The sequence below is a fragment of the Microbulbifer sp. YPW1 genome, from assembly GCF_013367775.1.
In the GTDB taxonomy this organism is placed as follows: Bacteria; Pseudomonadota; Gammaproteobacteria; order Pseudomonadales; family Cellvibrionaceae; genus Microbulbifer.
Genome location: NZ_CP055157.1, coordinates 59,972 through 76,230 on the forward strand (window position 1 = coordinate 59,972; position 16,259 = coordinate 76,230).

Here is a 16,259-nt window from a genome sequence, read left to right on the forward strand (position 1 = left end):
GTGAGTGGTTGTTTTCGGTTGCGGTACCGGCTTCCCAGGGAGGCAAAAAGGCGCTCCCGGAGTCTGGATTCGGCGATTGGCCGCCCGGCCCTCGCTCGGCATCCCTACGCCGGTTGCACTTCATAAGTAGTACAAGACCTTCCCGCCCTACTACCGGCCCTGCAAGGAGGTGCTCCATGACCGACCACAGTACCAGCAACGTGGTTGACCTCTTCACCGGCAAGCCAATCGAAACTTCAGAGAATCTGCGGTTTATCCGTCTGTCTCCGGAGCTGGATGGCTTGGAAATGCTCTACTCCAACAATTCGAGTGGAACTGACCTCTACAGTCTGAAAATCCTATGCTGGGGCCTACGTGCCAACGGTGAGATTGTCGGACTGGTTCCCTGGTTGAACTCAATTGTGGCCTGCCCGGATATCCAGGATCCCCTGGATGGACGGTTCGAAGGCTACTACGACCCGGGTATCGAGGAAATTTTCCACGAGCCCCCCATCCATAAAATCGTCGAGCTGGAGACTGCGGCGGAATACTTCGAGTACGAAAGCAATCAGGCGGATGAGGTTGTCCAGGAGATCCCCGACACCATTGGTACCCACGCGGTATTTATGGATGCCGGCAAGGAGAACCTGACCCTTACCGAAGTGGTGAGCTGGCGCCTTTTTGCCAGCGGTGAGATCCACGGCATGCTGATTGATCACAATAGTGTCGAGACCACACCGGTTCTTCCCGGGGACGATTGCCTGTACCCGGCACAGGAGTCGGAATGTTTCCGTTACTTCTTCCAACACCACATCGCCAACAAGATCAAATCTGAGGACCCGGAGGCCCTCGCTGCGATCGCGGCGCTTGTCACTTCGCCCTGAATATTTCCTTCAATATCACACACAACAAGGGCGACCAGTGGTCGCCCTTGTTACATTCCAGCCCGTGAAAATCACACACTAATCAGGCATCCGCCTTGCGGATCCAGTACACAAACTCATCGTTCTCCTCCGCGTGCTTCACCAGTTCGTAACCGAGAAACTGACAGAATTTCGGTACATCCCGCTGGGTCGAGGGGTCTGTGGCAAACATCTGCAATACCTCTCCCGCAGCTACCTTTCGCACCGCAGCGTGGAGCATCATGACGGGTTCCGGGCACAGCAGGCCGCGGGCGTCGAGCGTGTGGTGTGACTTCATAGTACCTTTCATGAGATTCTTAGTGTCGACATTGTCGGAGATTTGTCACGATTCGTCATCTTTAAAGTGGACCATGCGGCCACCGCAATGGCACCGGTAAGCGCTCGGTCCACCGCAAACAACCACGGAAAGACTAAACTGCAGACACGGGTAGCACCCGCGATTGCGATCGAGTAGAAGCGAGAAAGCAGTAATGATTTACGTATTGATCGAAAGAGAAGTTGCTGAAGATCTGGAGACCACCTACGAGGAAGCCGCCCGCAGGCTCTTGACCAACGCCTACCAGACCACCGGATTTGTGGACGGCCACACCTATACCGAACTGGACAACCGTCGCCGCCGCTTCACCCTGTCCAAGTGGAAGTCCGTGCTGCACTGGCAGCAGTGGTACAACAGCGAAGAACGCCGCGATCAGATGGCGCAACTGGCCCCCATGCTCGCGCACGAAGAGCGCATCACGATTCTCGAGCGCGCATAAACGCCGCTATCTGGTCAGCGGCGGTGCGCCAGTGTTGCTGTTGGCTGTAGCCGCTGGCCTTGCGCGGCTTGAAGTCGTGGTCGCCATCCTCCAGCCAGTGAACCTGAATTGCCGACGACAACCCGTACCCCGCCACCTCATCTGCATCCCCCAGTTTATCGCGCGTGCCCTGCACAACGAGCGCGGGACAGGCGAGAGACAACAGATGCTCGGTTCGTAATTTCTCCGGCTTCCCCACTGGATGGAACGGGTACCCGAGACACACGACGCCGGCAACCTCTCCCTGCGCAAAGTTTTCCTCGGCGAGCATACTCGCCACTCGCCCGCCCATGGACTTGCCGCCGATAAACAGCGGGGCCTCGGGTAATTCCGCACGCACGCGGTCGATCTGTGCCTGAAACGACGCCAGCAATACGTCCATCTTGTTCGGCGGACGCCGCTTGCCGGACTCTCGCCGCTCCGCCATATACGGAAACTCGAAGCGCACCACACCTATGCCCTGCCCCGACAGCATAGTTGCCAGTGCCTGCATAAAGTCACTGTCCATCGGTGCACCGGCGCCGTGGGCGAACAGAAACCAGGCGACAGGCTTCTGCCCGGGGCTGTCAACAATCCAGTCCTGGCAGGCCTCCATCAGACGTCACCATCCGCGGGAATATCTTCCGCAAGAATCAGATTGACCGATTCCTCGCCGGGCTCAAACCAGATCACCACCGTCTTGTTTTCGAGCTGACGGCGCAGGCTCGCCACCTTGTCCTCCAGGCTTACCTCGCGTTCACCGTAATCAGTACCATCGCGGGTAGCGTATTCTTCCAGCAGGTTTTGCAGGGCTTCCGGATCTATTTGACGATGAGGGATGATCATGGGGACCTATAACAAGTAATTATCGGGTTAAGCGTTAGTATAAAGAGCACAAACTCTCGAATCGAAAGTCGAGCACTGGGCATAAATTTTCAACCCCCGAAAAAAAAATGCCCCGGGAATTCCGGGGCATTCTAACTTCGCTCGGGCGAAAATATCAGGACTTGGGTTTGCGGAACCGCAAGGTCATGCGGTCGCTTTCACCGATCGCCTTGTACTTTTCCCGATCTTCTTCACCGAGCGCCAGGGACGGCGGCAGGGTCCAGACACCCTTCGGGTGATCCGCAGTGTCTTTCGGGTTTGCGTTGATCTCACTGGCTTCCTCCAGCTCAAAGCCCGCATTCTTGGCGAGTTCAATGACGTAGGCCTGGGTCATGTAACCGCTCTTCATCATATCCTCGCGACTGGTTCCCGGCTTCGCCCGGTGCTCCACCACCCCCAGCACACCGCCCGGCTTCAATGCCTTGTAAAAAGTCTCGAACGCCGCCTGTTCTTTTTCACCGCGCATCCAGTTGTGCACATTGCGGAAAGTCAGTACCGCATCCGCAGAACCTTCCGGCGCAATCTCACTGTCACTGCCCGGTGCAAATTCGGTCAGCTTGATGCCGCCGTAGATATCCTTCTCTTCCTTCAGCCACTTTTCAAAGTTTTCCCGGGAGCGCTTGAAATAGCCCACCTCGGTCTCCTTGGGGAAATGCGCCGCATACAGGGTGCCCTCAGCCTTCAGCAGGGGAGAAAGGATTTCGGTATACCAGCCGCCACCCGGCCAGATTTCCACCACGGTCATGTCCGGCTGCACCTGGAAAAATGCCAGGGTTTCCGCAGGGTGGCGATACTGGTCACGCTCTGCGTAGGCTTCGGTGCGGTGCTCGTCCGCTACGGCATTTTTTAGAGGATCCGCCTGTACCGCGCCGGCAAAGGCCACAGTGCAGGCCATACCGGCCAGCCAATGGGTCAATTTCATGGGTTTCTCCTTATGAGAGACTGCTTAGAATTATGTTCTCCGACCATTGATTCAACACCGCGAGAATCGTCTTGTAAAGACAGCTCGACGGTATCTGGGTTCCACGTATCCCATAAACGAGAATTTTGCCCAGCGGGCACCACACTGGCTACAATTCAGCACACCCCGACCTATAACAGGTTCAGTAGCGTCAGTAAGGAAGCCCTCATGCAACAGCACCTCGTCATCTCCATTATCAGCGACGACAAGCCCGGTGTGGTGGAAATGCTCTCCGCCGCAGTAGCGGAAAATGGTGGCAACTGGGAAGACAGCCGCATGGCCCATTTTGCCGGCAAGTTCGCCGGTATCCTGCGTCTCAGCGTGGCGGCGGAAGACAGTGCTCGTCTCAAGGACGCCCTGCAAAGTCTTGCCGGTAGCGACTTCAAGCTTCAGGTCGAGGATGCCCTCGCGGTGGCCTCCGACGGCCGCCAGACCCTGCAACTCAAGCTGGTGGGCAACGACCGCCCTGGGATCGTCAAGGAAATCTCCCGCGCCCTGGCCGCCCGCCGGATCAACGTGGAAACCCTGGATACCCGCTACGGCAGCACTCCCTGGAGTGGGGAGCCCCTGTTTACTGCCGAGTGCACCATCAGTGTCTCCGAAGATGTCAGTATCGACGGCCTGCACGACGAGCTGGATGAGATCGCCGACGAACTGGGAGTCGAGATCGACTGCGAAGAAACCTCCTCCGCGCTATAATCCCCGCCAATTTGCCGAGCCGAGTGGTTGGGCGCGGATAGTTCAGAGGCGGTGCCGCTACCGGGTACTGCCTTGTGAGACACACCGTGCACCCATCCATGGGGGCTATTCTGCGAGGTCCCTCTCGCAGAAGGTCTCACAAGGCAGTACCCGGTATCGACACCTTCGCCCAAACATATGCAGGCAAACCAATGTGTTCGCCTTCTATGGCTCAGTCACCACAACTATGTTCAAAATCGTGCTCTACCAGCCGGAAATTGCCCCCAATACCGGCAATATCATCCGCCTATGTGCCAATACCGGTGCCGAATTGCATCTGATTGAGCCCCTCGGGTTCACCATGGATGACAAGCGCCTGCGCCGGGCGGGACTGGACTATGCGGAATACAGCCGCGTGGTGCGTCACCGCGACTGGGATGCATTTGTGGAAACGGAACAGCCCAGGCGGGTGCTGGCACTTTCCACCAAGGGCAGTCGCAGGCACTCGGAGATTGAATTCCGCGCCGACGACGCCATCGTCTTTGGCCCCGAGACCCGCGGGCTGCCCGCGGAATTTCTCGCCCGGACGGGCCAGGAACACACTTTGCGCATTCCCATGTGCGCCAATAGCCGCAGCATCAATCTTTCCAATGCCGCGGCCATCGTTATTTATGAGGCCTGGCGACAGCTTGGCTATGTCAACGCCCAAGGCTGAATCAACTCCCAATACGTTATGCGCGCACCTATCGGACTTTTCTACGGATCCAGCACCTGTTACACCGAAATGGCGGCGGAGAAAATCCGCGACCGCCTAGGGGAAGAATGGGTAGACCTGCACAATGTCGCCGACGACGATATCGCCCAGATGGAGGATTACGATTTTCTGATCCTCGGTATCCCCACCTGGGACTACGGCGAACTGCAGGAAGACTGGGAAAACTGCTGGGACCAGCTGGCGCAACTGAACCTGAGTGGAAAAACCGTCGCCCTGTATGGCCTGGGCGACCAGGAAGGTTATCCACAGTGGTATCAGGATGCCCTTGGCTACCTGCACGCACAGGTAGTCGCGGTTGGCGCCAAAGCGGTGGGCTACTGGCCCGCGGACGGCTACCAGTTCGAGGAATCCAAAGGCCTGACGCCAGATGGCAGCCAGTTTGTCGGCCTCGCCCTGGATGAAGAAAACGAATTTGACCGCAGTGACGAGCGCCTGGACCAATGGTGCGCACAGATCATGCGCGAGTTCGGGCTCCAGTGAGCCGCGCCCATGCCTGAACAGAACCGGTCATCGATTCATCACGCCGAGCTGGAGTGGCGCGAAAACGGCCAGCCAGTTTCCAGTGCGTTTGACGACATCTACTTTTCCACCGCCTCCGGCCTCGAGGAAACGCGCCACGTATTTCTCGGCGAAAACCGATTGCCAGAGCGCTGGGCCAGCCTGTCGCCCGGCGCCTGTTTTACCATCGGCGAAACCGGCTTTGGTACCGGGCTCAACTTTCTCGCGGCCTGGCAACTGTGGCGGCAGTGCGCCCCGGAAAACGCCCGCCTGCATTTCATCAGCGTAGAAAAATTCCCACTGCACCCTCGCGACCTGGCCCGCGCCCTGGCGATGTGGCCGGAACTGGCCGAGCTGAGCCGCGAGCTGATCGCTCAGTACCCTTCCTACCTGGCACCCGGGGTGCATCGGCTGCGTTTTCCCGCGGGCGTTTACCTGACACTGGTGATCGATGAAGCCAGCCGCGGCTTCGAACAGTTACAGCTCGACGATCCAGATCGGGACAGCCTGGTCGACGCGTGGTTTCTGGATGGATTCGCCCCGTCGAAAAATCCGGACATGTGGAGCGAAGACCTGTTTCAAGCGATGGCCAGGCTGAGCGCGGCAAATGCAACCTTTGCAACCTTTACCTGCGCGGGCATCGTCAAGCGCGGCCTGAAATCTGCGGGCTTTGCCCTGCAGAAAGTGCCCGGGTTTGGGCGCAAGCGGGAAATGCTGCGGGGCGAGTTCACCCCCTCGCCAGTAGCCGATCCACACATACACCTTGCCACGCCGTGGCACCTGCCTCCCATCAAGCAGAAAACACCAGACACCGTTGCGATTATCGGCGCGGGCATCGCCGGTGCCGCAGCCGCGCGTGCGCTGGCGGAGCGGAACATCCGCGTTACCGTATTTGAACAGGGGGAAGCCCCGGGCAGCGGCGCCTCCGGTAATGACCAGGGCATCCTCTATGCGAAGCTCTCCCCCAAGCCGGGGCCTAACGGAGACTTCAACCTGCTTGCGCTGCAGTTTGCCCAGCGTTTTTACCCGGCGGTATGTCCCGCGGCGGTACACTTTGACGGACTGCTGCAACTGGCACAGACGGAAAAAGAACAGCAGCTACAACAACAGATTGTCGAGCAACTCTCGCTGGATGGGGACACTGCACTTGCGCAACCGGTATCAGCCGCACAGGCCAGTGAACTGGCCGGCGTACCACTACAGACGCCCGGACTGTTTTTCCCCAATGCGGGCTGGCTGCAACCAAGGCAGGTGTGCTCTGCACTGCTACAACACCCGAATATTGAAACCCGCTTCAACACATCGGTACAAGACGCGCGCTATGTCGCCGATCAATGGCAACTGGCAGTCCCGGGAAGTAGTACAACGGTTTCATTTGATGCGCTGATCCTGTGCACTGCCAATTTCAATCGCCGTTTCCCGCAGACCGCGCCCCTGCCCCTCCAACCCATACGCGGCCAGGTGTCCTTTGCTCAAGCAACCGAGGAATCACGGAAGCTCAAACTGGCCCTGTGCGGCGAAGGCTATATCGCCCCCGCCGCGGCGCGCGATGGCAACCCGCGCCACAGCTTCGGGGCCACTTTCAAACTGAAGCAGACCGATACAGAGATTCGCGCAGAAGAACACCGGGAAAACCTGCACACGCTGGCCTCCCTGCTCCCGGAGATCGCGCAGTCGTTCGAAGATCAATCTCTCGAGGGGCGTGCCGCCTTGCGTGCGGCTACACCGGACTACCTGCCCATGGCCGGCCCGGTCGCGGATTGGGATCAGCTGGAAGGCACCTATCAGGCGCTGCGCAAGAATCGCAAGCAACGGATTGACCGGCGCACCCCCTATCAGCCACACCTGTACGTACTCGCAGGACTGGGCTCGCGGGGATTCACCTATGCGCCGCTGGCCGCGGAAGTACTTGCGGGATGGATTGCCGGAGAGGTGATGCCGGTTTCGGAAGAGTTGGTGAAGGCGCTGCACCCAATGCGCTTTGCGATCCGCGCACTGGGCAAGAACCGGGCCCTAACGGATTGACCCTGCCGAAGACCGGCTGAGGAACAATCCGGCCTTCAGCCTGGCCCGGCCAACAGCGGACCGCTGCCGGAACCACAGGCCACGATCGATTTCATCGCCGCTTCCACCGTCACATGGGGAAGGATCTCAACGCAATCCGGTGGCAGGTGGTAAACAAAGCCGGAGGTCGGTACCGGCGCGGTGGGTACATACACCGTGTAATCCCCGTTGGCATGCTGGGAGGTGACAATTGCGGTTACCGAGAGCGGGTTGTCCTTTCCATGGATGCGCGCACGGGCAACCGGTCCGGACAACACCCCCTCACTGCCAGCGCCGCCGATAAACTGCAGCACCAGATCCTTGATCGTGGTGTAGCCCGGCGCCAGCTTGCCCAGCCAGTAATCCAGATGCCGGTGCGCCCAGCGGCCAACACTGGTTTTCACCAGCAGACCGATCAGGAAACACAAGCCGAGGATCAGTGCTATCACCACAAGGCGCGCAAAGTTATCCTTGAATTGTGTATGTGCCTGCATCCACTGGGTCGCCGGCGCCACCATCTCGCTGATCTGGCCAAACAGCCACTGAAACAGCATGAAAAAAATGACGATGGGCAACACCACTGCCAGGCCACCGAGTAATGTCAGAGTGACAAAGGCTTTTATTCTGGTCATAAATTACTGCACTGATCTTATTCGCGTTGAACAGGGATACCGCTAACCCGCCATGAAAACTGCCATCACCACCTTCCTGTCCCTACTGCTGGCCTGCAGTGCTGCCTGTGCCACAGTCCCCGTGGAGTACGAACTGTTGGACAGCAAGGCCCGGCCCGCCGACCACTTTACCCAAGGGCTCTATTTTGACGGCGAACGCTGGCTGGAAAGCAGCGGACTCTACGGCCGCTCCTGGCTCGCGGAGTATACCGACCCCGGCGGCAATCCCGTAAGGCGCAAATGGCTGGCGGGCGACCGCTTTGCGGAAGGGCTCGCAGTTCTGGGGGACAAACTGTATCTGCTCACCTATCGCGCGGGCGAGGTCCAGATCTACCACCGCAAAGCTTTCTCCCTGGAAAAGGTGTTGAGCTACCGGGGAGAAGGCTGGGGACTCACCAGCGACGGGCAGCAGCTGATCATGAGCAATGGCAGCGACACGCTGACTTTTCGCGACCCGGACACCTTCGCCGTCACCCGACAGTTGACCGTCAAAGGTGGTGGCGAGCAGTGGTCACGCCTGAACGAACTGGAATATGTGCACGGACTCATCTGGGCCAATATCTGGCAGGATCCGAGGATCATCGCCATCGATCCGGAGAGTGGCACGGTGAAGGGGGTACTGGACCTGGAAAAGTTGCGCAGAGACAGCCTGCAGGGGCGCCGGCATGTGGATGCGGTGGCCAATGGCATCGCCTGGGATGAGGCGCGTAACGGACTCTGGGTTACCGGGAAATTCTGGCCGAAACTCTACCTGATCCGCCCCGAGGGGTTGGGGTTTTAGCGCCCCGCCCCACTGTGATTCACACTAGTTCCGATAGTAATCGATCACTGTTAGAAAACCGCCGCTGCGAATGGACTGCAGGGCGCGCCCACGAACCTGCAGCAGGTAGCCCCGGTGCTGGCGCTCGACCGTCACCCCGTCCATGCCCTCCACACCATCGAACAGCATCGCATTGTCACCGCCAGTACCACGCCACTGGATGCCCTCGATATTGCGCATACCCGGTAACTCGATGGTCACTGCCTGTAAATCGACGGGCAACTCCCGCATTTCCATACGCGCGATGCCGCTGGAAGTAGCGAGGGAATAATTGAGCTGGTTGGCAGGCGCCGGCTTCCACCCCAGGTGGGTGTCCGCTACGGCGGACTGGGCGAGGTTGCGGGGATTGATGGGTTCTGGCGCTTGGGAAGTGCAACCCGCAAGCAAGAGCAATACACCGGATAGCAGCGTATTGAAGATCAGCACAGACTTCATTGTCTTTACGCACATAGCTTTATCCCTGTCTATGTCTGCGGTGGTGGGATTATAGATCATCGTCACGACTTTATAAGGAATCATACGCCAAGAATTGGACAGCAGATTGCCCGTACCAGTTCGCCGCTGGCGAGCCACGGGGGGTATACTGCCGCCCATGACAGACACAACCGCATCCCCGGTCGCCAGTACCCCGAACGACCGCAGCCCCCACTACATTCTCGAACACACCTTCGGCTACACCGGATTTCGCGGTGACCAGCAGGCCATTATCGACACTCTGGTAAATGGCGGGGATGCGCTGGTTTTGATGCCCACCGGCGGCGGCAAATCCCTGTGTTACCAGATACCCGCCCTGGCGCGCCCGGGATGCGGTATCGTGATCTCCCCTCTCATTGCCCTGATGCAGGACCAGGTGGAAGCCCTGCGCGCCGCAGGGGTATCTGCGGCCTTCCTGAACTCATCACTGGACTTCCGGGAAGCCCAGGACATTGAAGACCAGCTGATGCGCGGCGATCTGGAGCTTCTTTACCTCGCCCCGGAACGGCTGCTGCAACCCCGCACACTGGATCTGCTGGAGCGCGCGTCGATCGCCCTGTTCGCCATCGACGAGGCCCACTGTGTCAGCCAGTGGGGGCACGACTTCCGCGCCGACTACCTGCAACTCTCCTGCCTGCACCAGCGCTTTCCGCAGGTGCCGCGAGTTGCCCTGACAGCGACCGCGGACCAGCGCACGCGCCGTGAAATCGCCCAGCGTCTGGACCTGGCCGAAGCCCGACACTTTGTAAGCAGCTTCGACCGCCCGAATATCCAGTACCGCATTGCCCCCAAGAACAACCCCAAGCGACAACTGCTGCAGTTCCTGACTTCGGAACAGCAGGGCAATGCCGGGGTGATTTACTGTCTTTCCCGCAACAAGGTGGAATCCACCGCGCAGTGGCTGCAACAGCAGGGTTTCAACGCCCTGCCCTATCACGCGGGGCTCTCCGCCAACATGCGCGCAGAGCACCAGCGCCGGTTCCTGCGTGAAGAGGGCGTCATTGTGGTTGCCACCATTGCCTTTGGCATGGGCATCGACAAGCCCGATGTACGCTTCGTGGCCCATCTGGACCTCCCGAAAAGTATCGAGGCCTATTACCAGGAGACCGGTCGCGCCGGGCGCGACGGAGAACCTGCAACCGCGCTATTGCTCTACGGCCTGGAAGATGTGGTCAAGCTCAGCCAGATGGCCGCCACCTCCGAGGGCAGCGAGGAGCACAAGCGCCAGGAGCGGCAGCGGCTGGATGCCATGCTCGGCCTGTGTGAGATCACCAGCTGTCGTCGCAAGGCACTGCTGCGCTACTTCAATGAAGAACTCTCCGCGGACTGTGGCAACTGCGATACCTGCCTCGAGCCTCCCGCCACCTGGGACGCCAGCGATGCCGCACGCAAACTGATGTCTTGCATCTACCGCACCGGCCAGCGCTTTGGCGCCGCCCATGTGATTGACGTGCTGCGCGGCGCAGACACGGAAAAGATTCGCCAGTTTCAACATTCTCAATTGTCGACCTACGGTATCGGCGCGGACCTCAGTGGCAATGAATGGCGCGCAGTCACCCGACAGCTGGTGGTACGCGGCTATCTACAGGTGAACCCCGAAGCCTTCAATGCGCTGCAGCTCACCGAACAGTGCCGGCCAGTACTGCGCGGCGAGGAAAACCTGCAACTGCGGACGCTGCCCAAGACGCCGGCAAAAACGGCCAAAGGCACGGGGGAGTCCCGTTCCCGCGCCCCGGTGGAAATCGCCGACGAGGATATCCCCCTGTGGGATGCGCTGCGCGCCCTGCGCAAATCCCTCGCCGAGGAGCGCGGTGTGCCGCCCTATGTCGTGTTCCACGATGCAACCCTGCGGGAAATGCTGTCCGCACGACCGCGCAATGAAGCCGAGATGCTGGCAATATCCGGCATTGGCGACAGCAAACTGGCGCGTTTTGGCGAGCCGTTTCTCGCGCTGCTGCAGGAATTCGAGGGTGATTCCGGCGCGCACACAAACGGTTAATATAATTAACAACAAGCCGAGCCCGACCCGAATACCCGGTCATATCGCACAAAATTCCGCCAATAAGACCAGTAAAACCCAAGTAACCGAAGCTTCACTCAACTATTGTAAAGTTTATTGATCACCCCTAAACTCACTTCATCTCATTTGATCCGCAACAACTAATCCACAATAAACACCGTTGAAGTCACGAGGTGAACCATGGCTGATCTAGACAGCCTCGCCGGCCTGAGCCCCGAAGAGCTCGAAGCCCACTGGATGCCATTTACCGGCAACCGCCATTTCAAATCCGACCCGCGCCTGTTTGTAGCCGCGGAGGGTATGCACTACACGACCGCCGACGGTCGTTCGGTGCTGGATGCCTTCTCCGGCCTCTGGTGTAGCAACCTGGGACACGGCCGCCGGGAAATTGCCGACGCCGTTGCCGGCCAGCTCACCAGCCTGGACTACTCCCCCGCGTTCCAGTTCGGCCACCCCACCGCCTTCAAACTGGCGAAGCGGCTGGCGGATATGGCCCCGGGTGACCTGAACCGGGTATTTTTCTGCAACTCCGGTTCTGAAGCTGCCGACACCGCGCTCAAGATCGCCCGCGCCTACTGGCGAGCCAAGGGGCGCCCGGAGAAAATCCGCCTGGTAGGCCGCGCGCAGGGGTACCACGGGGTCAACTTCGGCGGTATCTCCGTGGGCGGCATGGTCGGCAACCGCAAGACCTTTGGCCCGGCACTGGATGTAGACCACCTGCCGCATACCTTGCTGCCGGAAAACACCTTTTCCCGCGGCCTGCCGGAAAACGGTGGCGAGCTCATGGCCAATCGCCTGCTGGATATCATCAATCTGCAGGGAGCGGAAAATATTGCCGCGGTCATGGTGGAGCCTTTCGCCGGTTCCGCTGGTGTGATTCTCCCGCCCAAGGGCTATCTGAAAAAGCTGCGCGAACTCTGTTCCGCGCACGACATCCTGCTGATTTTTGACGAAGTCATTACCGGCTTCGGCCGCACCGGCTCCGCATTTGCCGCGCAGGAATTCGACGTACAGCCGGATATCATTACCACCGCGAAAGGCATCACCAACGGCGCCATTCCCATGGGCGCGGTATTCGCCAGCGACGCCATCTACGATACCTTTATGCAGGGCCCGGAACACATTCCGGAACTGGCACACGGCTATACCTATTCCGCACATCCGGTAGCCTGTGCCGCGGCCATGGCGACACTGGATATTTATGAAAGTGAAAAGCTGTTTGACCGCGTCAAAGAAATGGCACCCTACTTTGAAGAAGCGCTGCACAGCCTGAACAGCGCATCCCACGTTGTGGATATCCGCAACTACGGACTTGCCGGCGCTATTCAGTTGCAACCCCGCGAAGGTGAACCGGGCAAGCGCGCTATGGAAGTGGTTCTGGAAGCCTACCGCCGCGGTATCTTGCTGCGCTGGACCGGTGACACCATCGCCGTTGCACCGCCCTTTATTATCGAGCGCAATCAGATCACCGAGATCGCCGAGACCCTGCGGGATATTCTTCAGGAAATCCAGTAAGCGCAATAGCAGAGCAGCGGCAACGCCGCTGCCGAGAATTGAATTCGAATTGGGAGCAATCCCACGGGAGAGAAATCATGAATACCGTCGGCCATATGATCAACGGCGAAATGCACACCGGCGACGACCGCTACCAGGACATCGTTAATCCATCTACCAACGAAGTGGAAGGACGAGTTGCGCTGGCCAGCAAGGCCACCGTCGAAGAGGCGATCGCTGTCGCCCAGGCAGCGTACCCGGAGTGGCGCAACACGCCGCCGATCAAACGCGCGCGCATCATGTTCCGCTTCAAAGACCTGCTGGAGCAGAACGCGGACAAAATCTGCGAGCTGATTACCCGCGAACACGGCAAGGTACTGAATGATGCCCTGGGTGAACTCCAGCGCGGTATTGAGAACGTCGAGTACGCCTGCGGCGTACCGGAATTGCTGAAAGGTGAACACAGCAAGAACGTCGGCCCGGCCATCGATTCCTGGAGTGAGTTCCAGCCGCTGGGCGTCTGCGCCGGTATCACGCCGTTCAATTTCCCGGCGATGGTACCCCTGTGGATGTGGCCGATGGCGGTTGCCTGCGGCAACACCTTTATCCTCAAACCTTCCGAGCGCGACCCGAGCTCCGCCCTGCTGATTGCTCAGCTGGCACTGGAAGCGGGCCTGCCCGCTGGCGTTCTGAACGTGGTCAACGGCGATAAGGAAGCGGTCGACACCCTGTTGAGCGACAAGCGTGTGCACGCAGTCAGCTTTGTGGGCTCCACCCCCATCGCCAAATACGTTTACGAAACCGGCTGCAGCAACGGCAAGCGGGTACAGGCGTTTGGCGGTGCCAAGAACCACGCCATCGTGATGCCGGATGCAGATCTCGACAATGCCGTCAGCGCCCTGATGGGTGCAGCCTACGGCTCCTGCGGTGAGCGCTGCATGGCAATCTCCGTGGCGGTTGCAGTGGGCGATGCCACCGCCGACGCGCTGATCGAAAAGCTGAAGGCACAGATCGCGAACCTGAAGGTTGGCGACGGCATGGACAACAACAACGACATGGGTCCGGTAGTGACCCGTGTACAGCTGGAAAAGATCGAAGGCTATATCGCCAAGGGCGTCGAGGAAGGCGCGGAACTGGTGGTAGATGGCCGCGGCCTGAAAGTACCCGGCTTTGAAAACGGCAACTACCTGGGCGCCAGCCTGTTTGACCGGGTCAAGGAAGGCATGGTTATTCACCAGGACGAAATTTTCGGTCCGGTGCTGTGCGTCATGCGCGTAGATACCATGCAGGAAGCCATGGATATCATCAATGCCCACGAGTACGGCAACGGCACCTGCATTTTTACCCGCGACGGTGAAGCAGCACGCTACTTTGCCGACAATATTCTGGTGGGCATGGTAGGCGTCAACGTGCCGCTGCCGGTACCGGTGGCCTATCACAGCTTCGGCGGCTGGAAGCAGTCCCTGTTTGGCGACCTGCACGCATACGGCCCGGATGCGGTGCGTTTCTACAGCAAGCGCAAGACCATTACCCAGCGCTGGCCCGCCAGCGGTGTGCGCGAGGGTGCCCAGTTCACCTTCCCGAGCAACGGCTAAGCACGCCGATCTAGCCTGATCGAAAAGCCGGTGTCCGCGTTACCGCGGGCACCGGCTTTTTTATTGCCGGTCACCTTCCCGCTTTCGCTCGCTCCTCTCATCTCTCCTCCCATCTCTCCTCACCTTTGACCTCCGATAACCTGCCGGGAGTTCGGAACAGATTGTTAAAATCCGAGGCTACTGATCAATTGGGCCGCCAATTCATGAAAAAGACCATCCTGACCTTGCTTGCGGGCTTCGCCGGCCTGCTCCTTCTGCTGGCCCTGCTGGCACCGAGCCTGCTCGGTTTTTCCATCACCCAGCTGGGCAGCGCGGTCAGGGTGGCCACCGGTATGGGGGCAAAGCTCGCCTGCTCCGGGTACTTTGTTTCCGGCTTCAGCGAGGCGCGCAACCTCGATGATCTCGCCTCCTACTCCCCGGCAAATCAGTTGCTGGACCTGCACTATGACAACCAGGGCAAGCGCGTGACGGCCACACTGTTTGGACTGGGCGAGACTACCGCCACCTTCCGCCCCGGACTCGGCTGTACACTGGATGTCGGCGATACCCGCGCACTCGACCAGGTAGTAGCAGCGCCGCTTGCCAGCACAGCCGGGGACTGGCCGACCGGGGAAAACCCTGCCCATATCGACCCCGCACTACAGCGCACCCTCGACAGTATCCTCGCGGAAGACAATCGGGCAGGCCTCAACACCCGCGCACTGGTGGTTGTGCAAAACGGACAGCTGGTGGCCGAGTCCTACGGTGCGCAGGTAACCCCGCAAACGCCCCTGCTGGGCTGGTCCATGGGCAAGAGCCTTACGGCAATGATGCTGGGCCGACTACAGGCACTGCAGCCAGAACTGGAAATCACTACGCCGCTGTTTCCCCAGTGGCGCGACGAACGCCAGCAGGTGAGCCTGGAGAACCTGCTGCAGATGTCATCGGGGCTGGATTTTGACGAAACCTATGCACCGGGTAGCGACGCCACCCGTATGCTGTTCAATGCACACAGCGCCTCGGAAATTGCATTGCAGAGCCAGCTCGCGCATTCCCCCGGCACCCATTTTTCCTATTCCTCGGGCACCACCAACCTGCTGGCTCGCTGGATCTATGAACAGCTCGGAGGGAACCCGCAGTCCAATGTGGACTTTTTCCGCCAGCAAATCCTGGCCCCGCTGGGAATGCAACACACCACATTTGAGGTAGATGCCAGCGGTGTATTTGTGGGCAGCTCCTACATTTACGCCTCGGCGCGCGACTGGGCCCGGCTGGGTCTACTGATGCTGCAGGATGGAAAGTGGAACAGCGAGCAGCTGCTCCCGGAGGGATGGGTAACCGCTGCTAGCAGCCCTAACGGCAGCAGTAACGATTCTGGCTATGGCTACCAGTTCTGGCTGAATGATGCAGGGGAATCCCTGCGCTATCCCGAACTACCGCAAGACAGCTACTTTATGCTGGGCAACCGCAAGCAGGCGGTAATGATCTCGCCTTCGACCGATACGGTGATTGTCCGCCTTGGCTGGAGCTCGGGAGACTACCCCACCGGCAGAAATTTCGCACAGCTCCTGCCCTGAGAAACATTGGCATCTCTGTTACAGCTAGCAGGAAAGCAATTAGATGGTCTCGTGGCGGCGCCGCCACCGGACCATCTAGTCCTGCCCGCGCGATGCCAGAGTCATTCCCTCACG

General features: G+C 59.4%; 17 protein-coding genes. 11 read left to right on the forward strand and 6 right to left on the reverse strand.

The annotated features are described in order from the left end of the window. Nucleotides 1–176 precede the first annotated feature (176 nt). The gene (locus HUW35_RS00310; RefSeq protein ID WP_181253753.1) at nt 177–863 is read left to right on the forward strand and encodes a hypothetical protein; all 687 of its coding nucleotides are present in this window, start codon (nt 177–179) and stop codon (nt 861–863) included. A gap of 82 nt (nt 864–945) precedes the next feature. Here HUW35_RS00310 and tusA read toward each other — a convergent pair whose 3' ends face one another. Continuing rightward, on the reverse strand, nt 946–1,179 hold the full coding sequence (tusA, locus tag HUW35_RS00315) for a sulfurtransferase TusA (RefSeq protein ID WP_181253754.1): 234 nt from the start codon (nt 1,177–1,179) through the stop codon (nt 946–948). Nucleotides 1,180–1,372: 193 nt separating this feature from the next. On the opposite strand from tusA, the gene HUW35_RS00320 reads away from it, so the two are divergent. Further along, a complete protein-coding gene (locus tag HUW35_RS00320) occupies nt 1,373–1,657 on the forward strand; it encodes an antibiotic biosynthesis monooxygenase (RefSeq protein ID WP_181253755.1) in 285 nt (94 codons plus the stop codon). On the opposite strand, the gene HUW35_RS00325 is transcribed toward HUW35_RS00320, so the two are convergent. The 3 genes from HUW35_RS00325 to HUW35_RS00335 form a co-directional block, all read right to left on the reverse strand. Further along, nucleotides 1,635–2,291, reverse strand: coding sequence for an alpha/beta family hydrolase (locus HUW35_RS00325; protein ID WP_181253756.1), 657 nt, complete (start codon nt 2,289–2,291; stop codon nt 1,635–1,637). The two genes, HUW35_RS00320 and HUW35_RS00325, sit on opposite strands and share 23 nt — an antisense overlap. Continuing rightward, the gene (locus HUW35_RS00330; RefSeq protein WP_181253757.1) at nt 2,291–2,521 is read right to left on the reverse strand and encodes a YheU family protein; all 231 of its coding nucleotides are present in this window, start codon (nt 2,519–2,521) and stop codon (nt 2,291–2,293) included. Before HUW35_RS00330 ends, HUW35_RS00325 begins: the two co-directional genes overlap by 1 nt. A gap of 154 nt (nt 2,522–2,675) precedes the next feature. Next, nucleotides 2,676–3,482, reverse strand: a complete 807-nt coding sequence (locus HUW35_RS00335) for a class I SAM-dependent methyltransferase (protein WP_181253758.1) — start codon at nt 3,480–3,482, stop codon at nt 2,676–2,678. Nucleotides 3,483–3,689: 207 nt separating this feature from the next. Between HUW35_RS00335 and HUW35_RS00340 the strand changes: the two genes are divergently transcribed. The 4 genes from HUW35_RS00340 to mnmC all read left to right on the forward strand — a co-directional run bounded on the left by HUW35_RS00340 (nt 3,690) and on the right by mnmC (nt 7,497). Beyond that, nucleotides 3,690–4,220 carry a glycine cleavage system protein R gene (locus tag HUW35_RS00340; RefSeq protein WP_181253759.1) on the forward strand — a complete coding sequence of 177 codons (531 nt, stop codon included), beginning with the start codon at nt 3,690–3,692 and terminating at the stop codon, nt 4,218–4,220. Between the two features lie 226 nt (nt 4,221–4,446). Next, nucleotides 4,447–4,914 (forward strand): tRNA (uridine(34)/cytosine(34)/5-carboxymethylaminomethyluridine(34)-2'-O)-methyltransferase TrmL, encoded by a 468-nt coding sequence (gene trmL / locus HUW35_RS00345; RefSeq protein ID WP_181253760.1) that lies wholly within the window; start codon nt 4,447–4,449, stop codon nt 4,912–4,914. 18 nt (nt 4,915–4,932) lie between these two features. Continuing rightward, entirely contained in the window at nt 4,933–5,454 is a 522-nt protein-coding gene (gene fldB, locus HUW35_RS00350; RefSeq protein WP_181253761.1) for a flavodoxin FldB, read from the forward strand. A gap of 9 nt (nt 5,455–5,463) precedes the next feature. Then, on the forward strand, nt 5,464–7,497 hold the full coding sequence (mnmC, locus tag HUW35_RS00355) for a bifunctional tRNA (5-methylaminomethyl-2-thiouridine)(34)-methyltransferase MnmD/FAD-dependent 5-carboxymethylaminomethyl-2-thiouridine(34) oxidoreductase MnmC (RefSeq protein WP_181253762.1): 2,034 nt from the start codon (nt 5,464–5,466) through the stop codon (nt 7,495–7,497). Nucleotides 7,498–7,532: 35 nt separating this feature from the next. Here mnmC and HUW35_RS00360 read toward each other — a convergent pair whose 3' ends face one another. Continuing rightward, the gene (locus HUW35_RS00360; protein WP_181253763.1) at nt 7,533–8,147 is read right to left on the reverse strand and encodes a DUF502 domain-containing protein; all 615 of its coding nucleotides are present in this window, start codon (nt 8,145–8,147) and stop codon (nt 7,533–7,535) included. A 52-nt stretch (nt 8,148–8,199) separates the two neighbouring features. Here HUW35_RS00360 and HUW35_RS00365 point away from each other — a divergent pair, with 52 nt between their 5' ends. Further along, nucleotides 8,200–8,967, forward strand: a complete 768-nt coding sequence (locus HUW35_RS00365) for a glutaminyl-peptide cyclotransferase (protein ID WP_181253764.1) — start codon at nt 8,200–8,202, stop codon at nt 8,965–8,967. A gap of 24 nt (nt 8,968–8,991) precedes the next feature. Here HUW35_RS00365 and HUW35_RS00370 read toward each other — a convergent pair whose 3' ends face one another. Then, nucleotides 8,992–9,456, reverse strand: a complete 465-nt coding sequence (locus HUW35_RS00370) for a hypothetical protein (RefSeq protein WP_181253765.1) — start codon at nt 9,454–9,456, stop codon at nt 8,992–8,994. A 142-nt stretch (nt 9,457–9,598) separates the two neighbouring features. On the opposite strand from HUW35_RS00370, the gene recQ reads away from it, so the two are divergent. The 4 genes from recQ (at nt 9,599) to HUW35_RS00390 (ending at nt 16,145) form a co-directional block, all read left to right on the forward strand. Further along, a complete protein-coding gene (gene recQ, locus HUW35_RS00375; protein ID WP_181253766.1) occupies nt 9,599–11,479 on the forward strand; it encodes a DNA helicase RecQ in 1,881 nt (626 codons plus the stop codon). A gap of 201 nt (nt 11,480–11,680) precedes the next feature. Further along, the gene (locus tag HUW35_RS00380) at nt 11,681–13,015 is read left to right on the forward strand and encodes an aspartate aminotransferase family protein (protein ID WP_181253767.1); all 1,335 of its coding nucleotides are present in this window, start codon (nt 11,681–11,683) and stop codon (nt 13,013–13,015) included. A 77-nt stretch (nt 13,016–13,092) separates the two neighbouring features. Next, nucleotides 13,093–14,589: a CoA-acylating methylmalonate-semialdehyde dehydrogenase gene (locus HUW35_RS00385; RefSeq protein WP_181253768.1), complete on the forward strand. Its 1,497-nt coding sequence runs from the start codon at nt 13,093–13,095 to the stop codon at nt 14,587–14,589. Between the two features lie 203 nt (nt 14,590–14,792). Further along, nucleotides 14,793–16,145, forward strand: a complete 1,353-nt coding sequence (locus tag HUW35_RS00390) for a serine hydrolase (protein ID WP_181253769.1) — start codon at nt 14,793–14,795, stop codon at nt 16,143–16,145. Nucleotides 16,146–16,259: the final 114 nt, after the last annotated feature.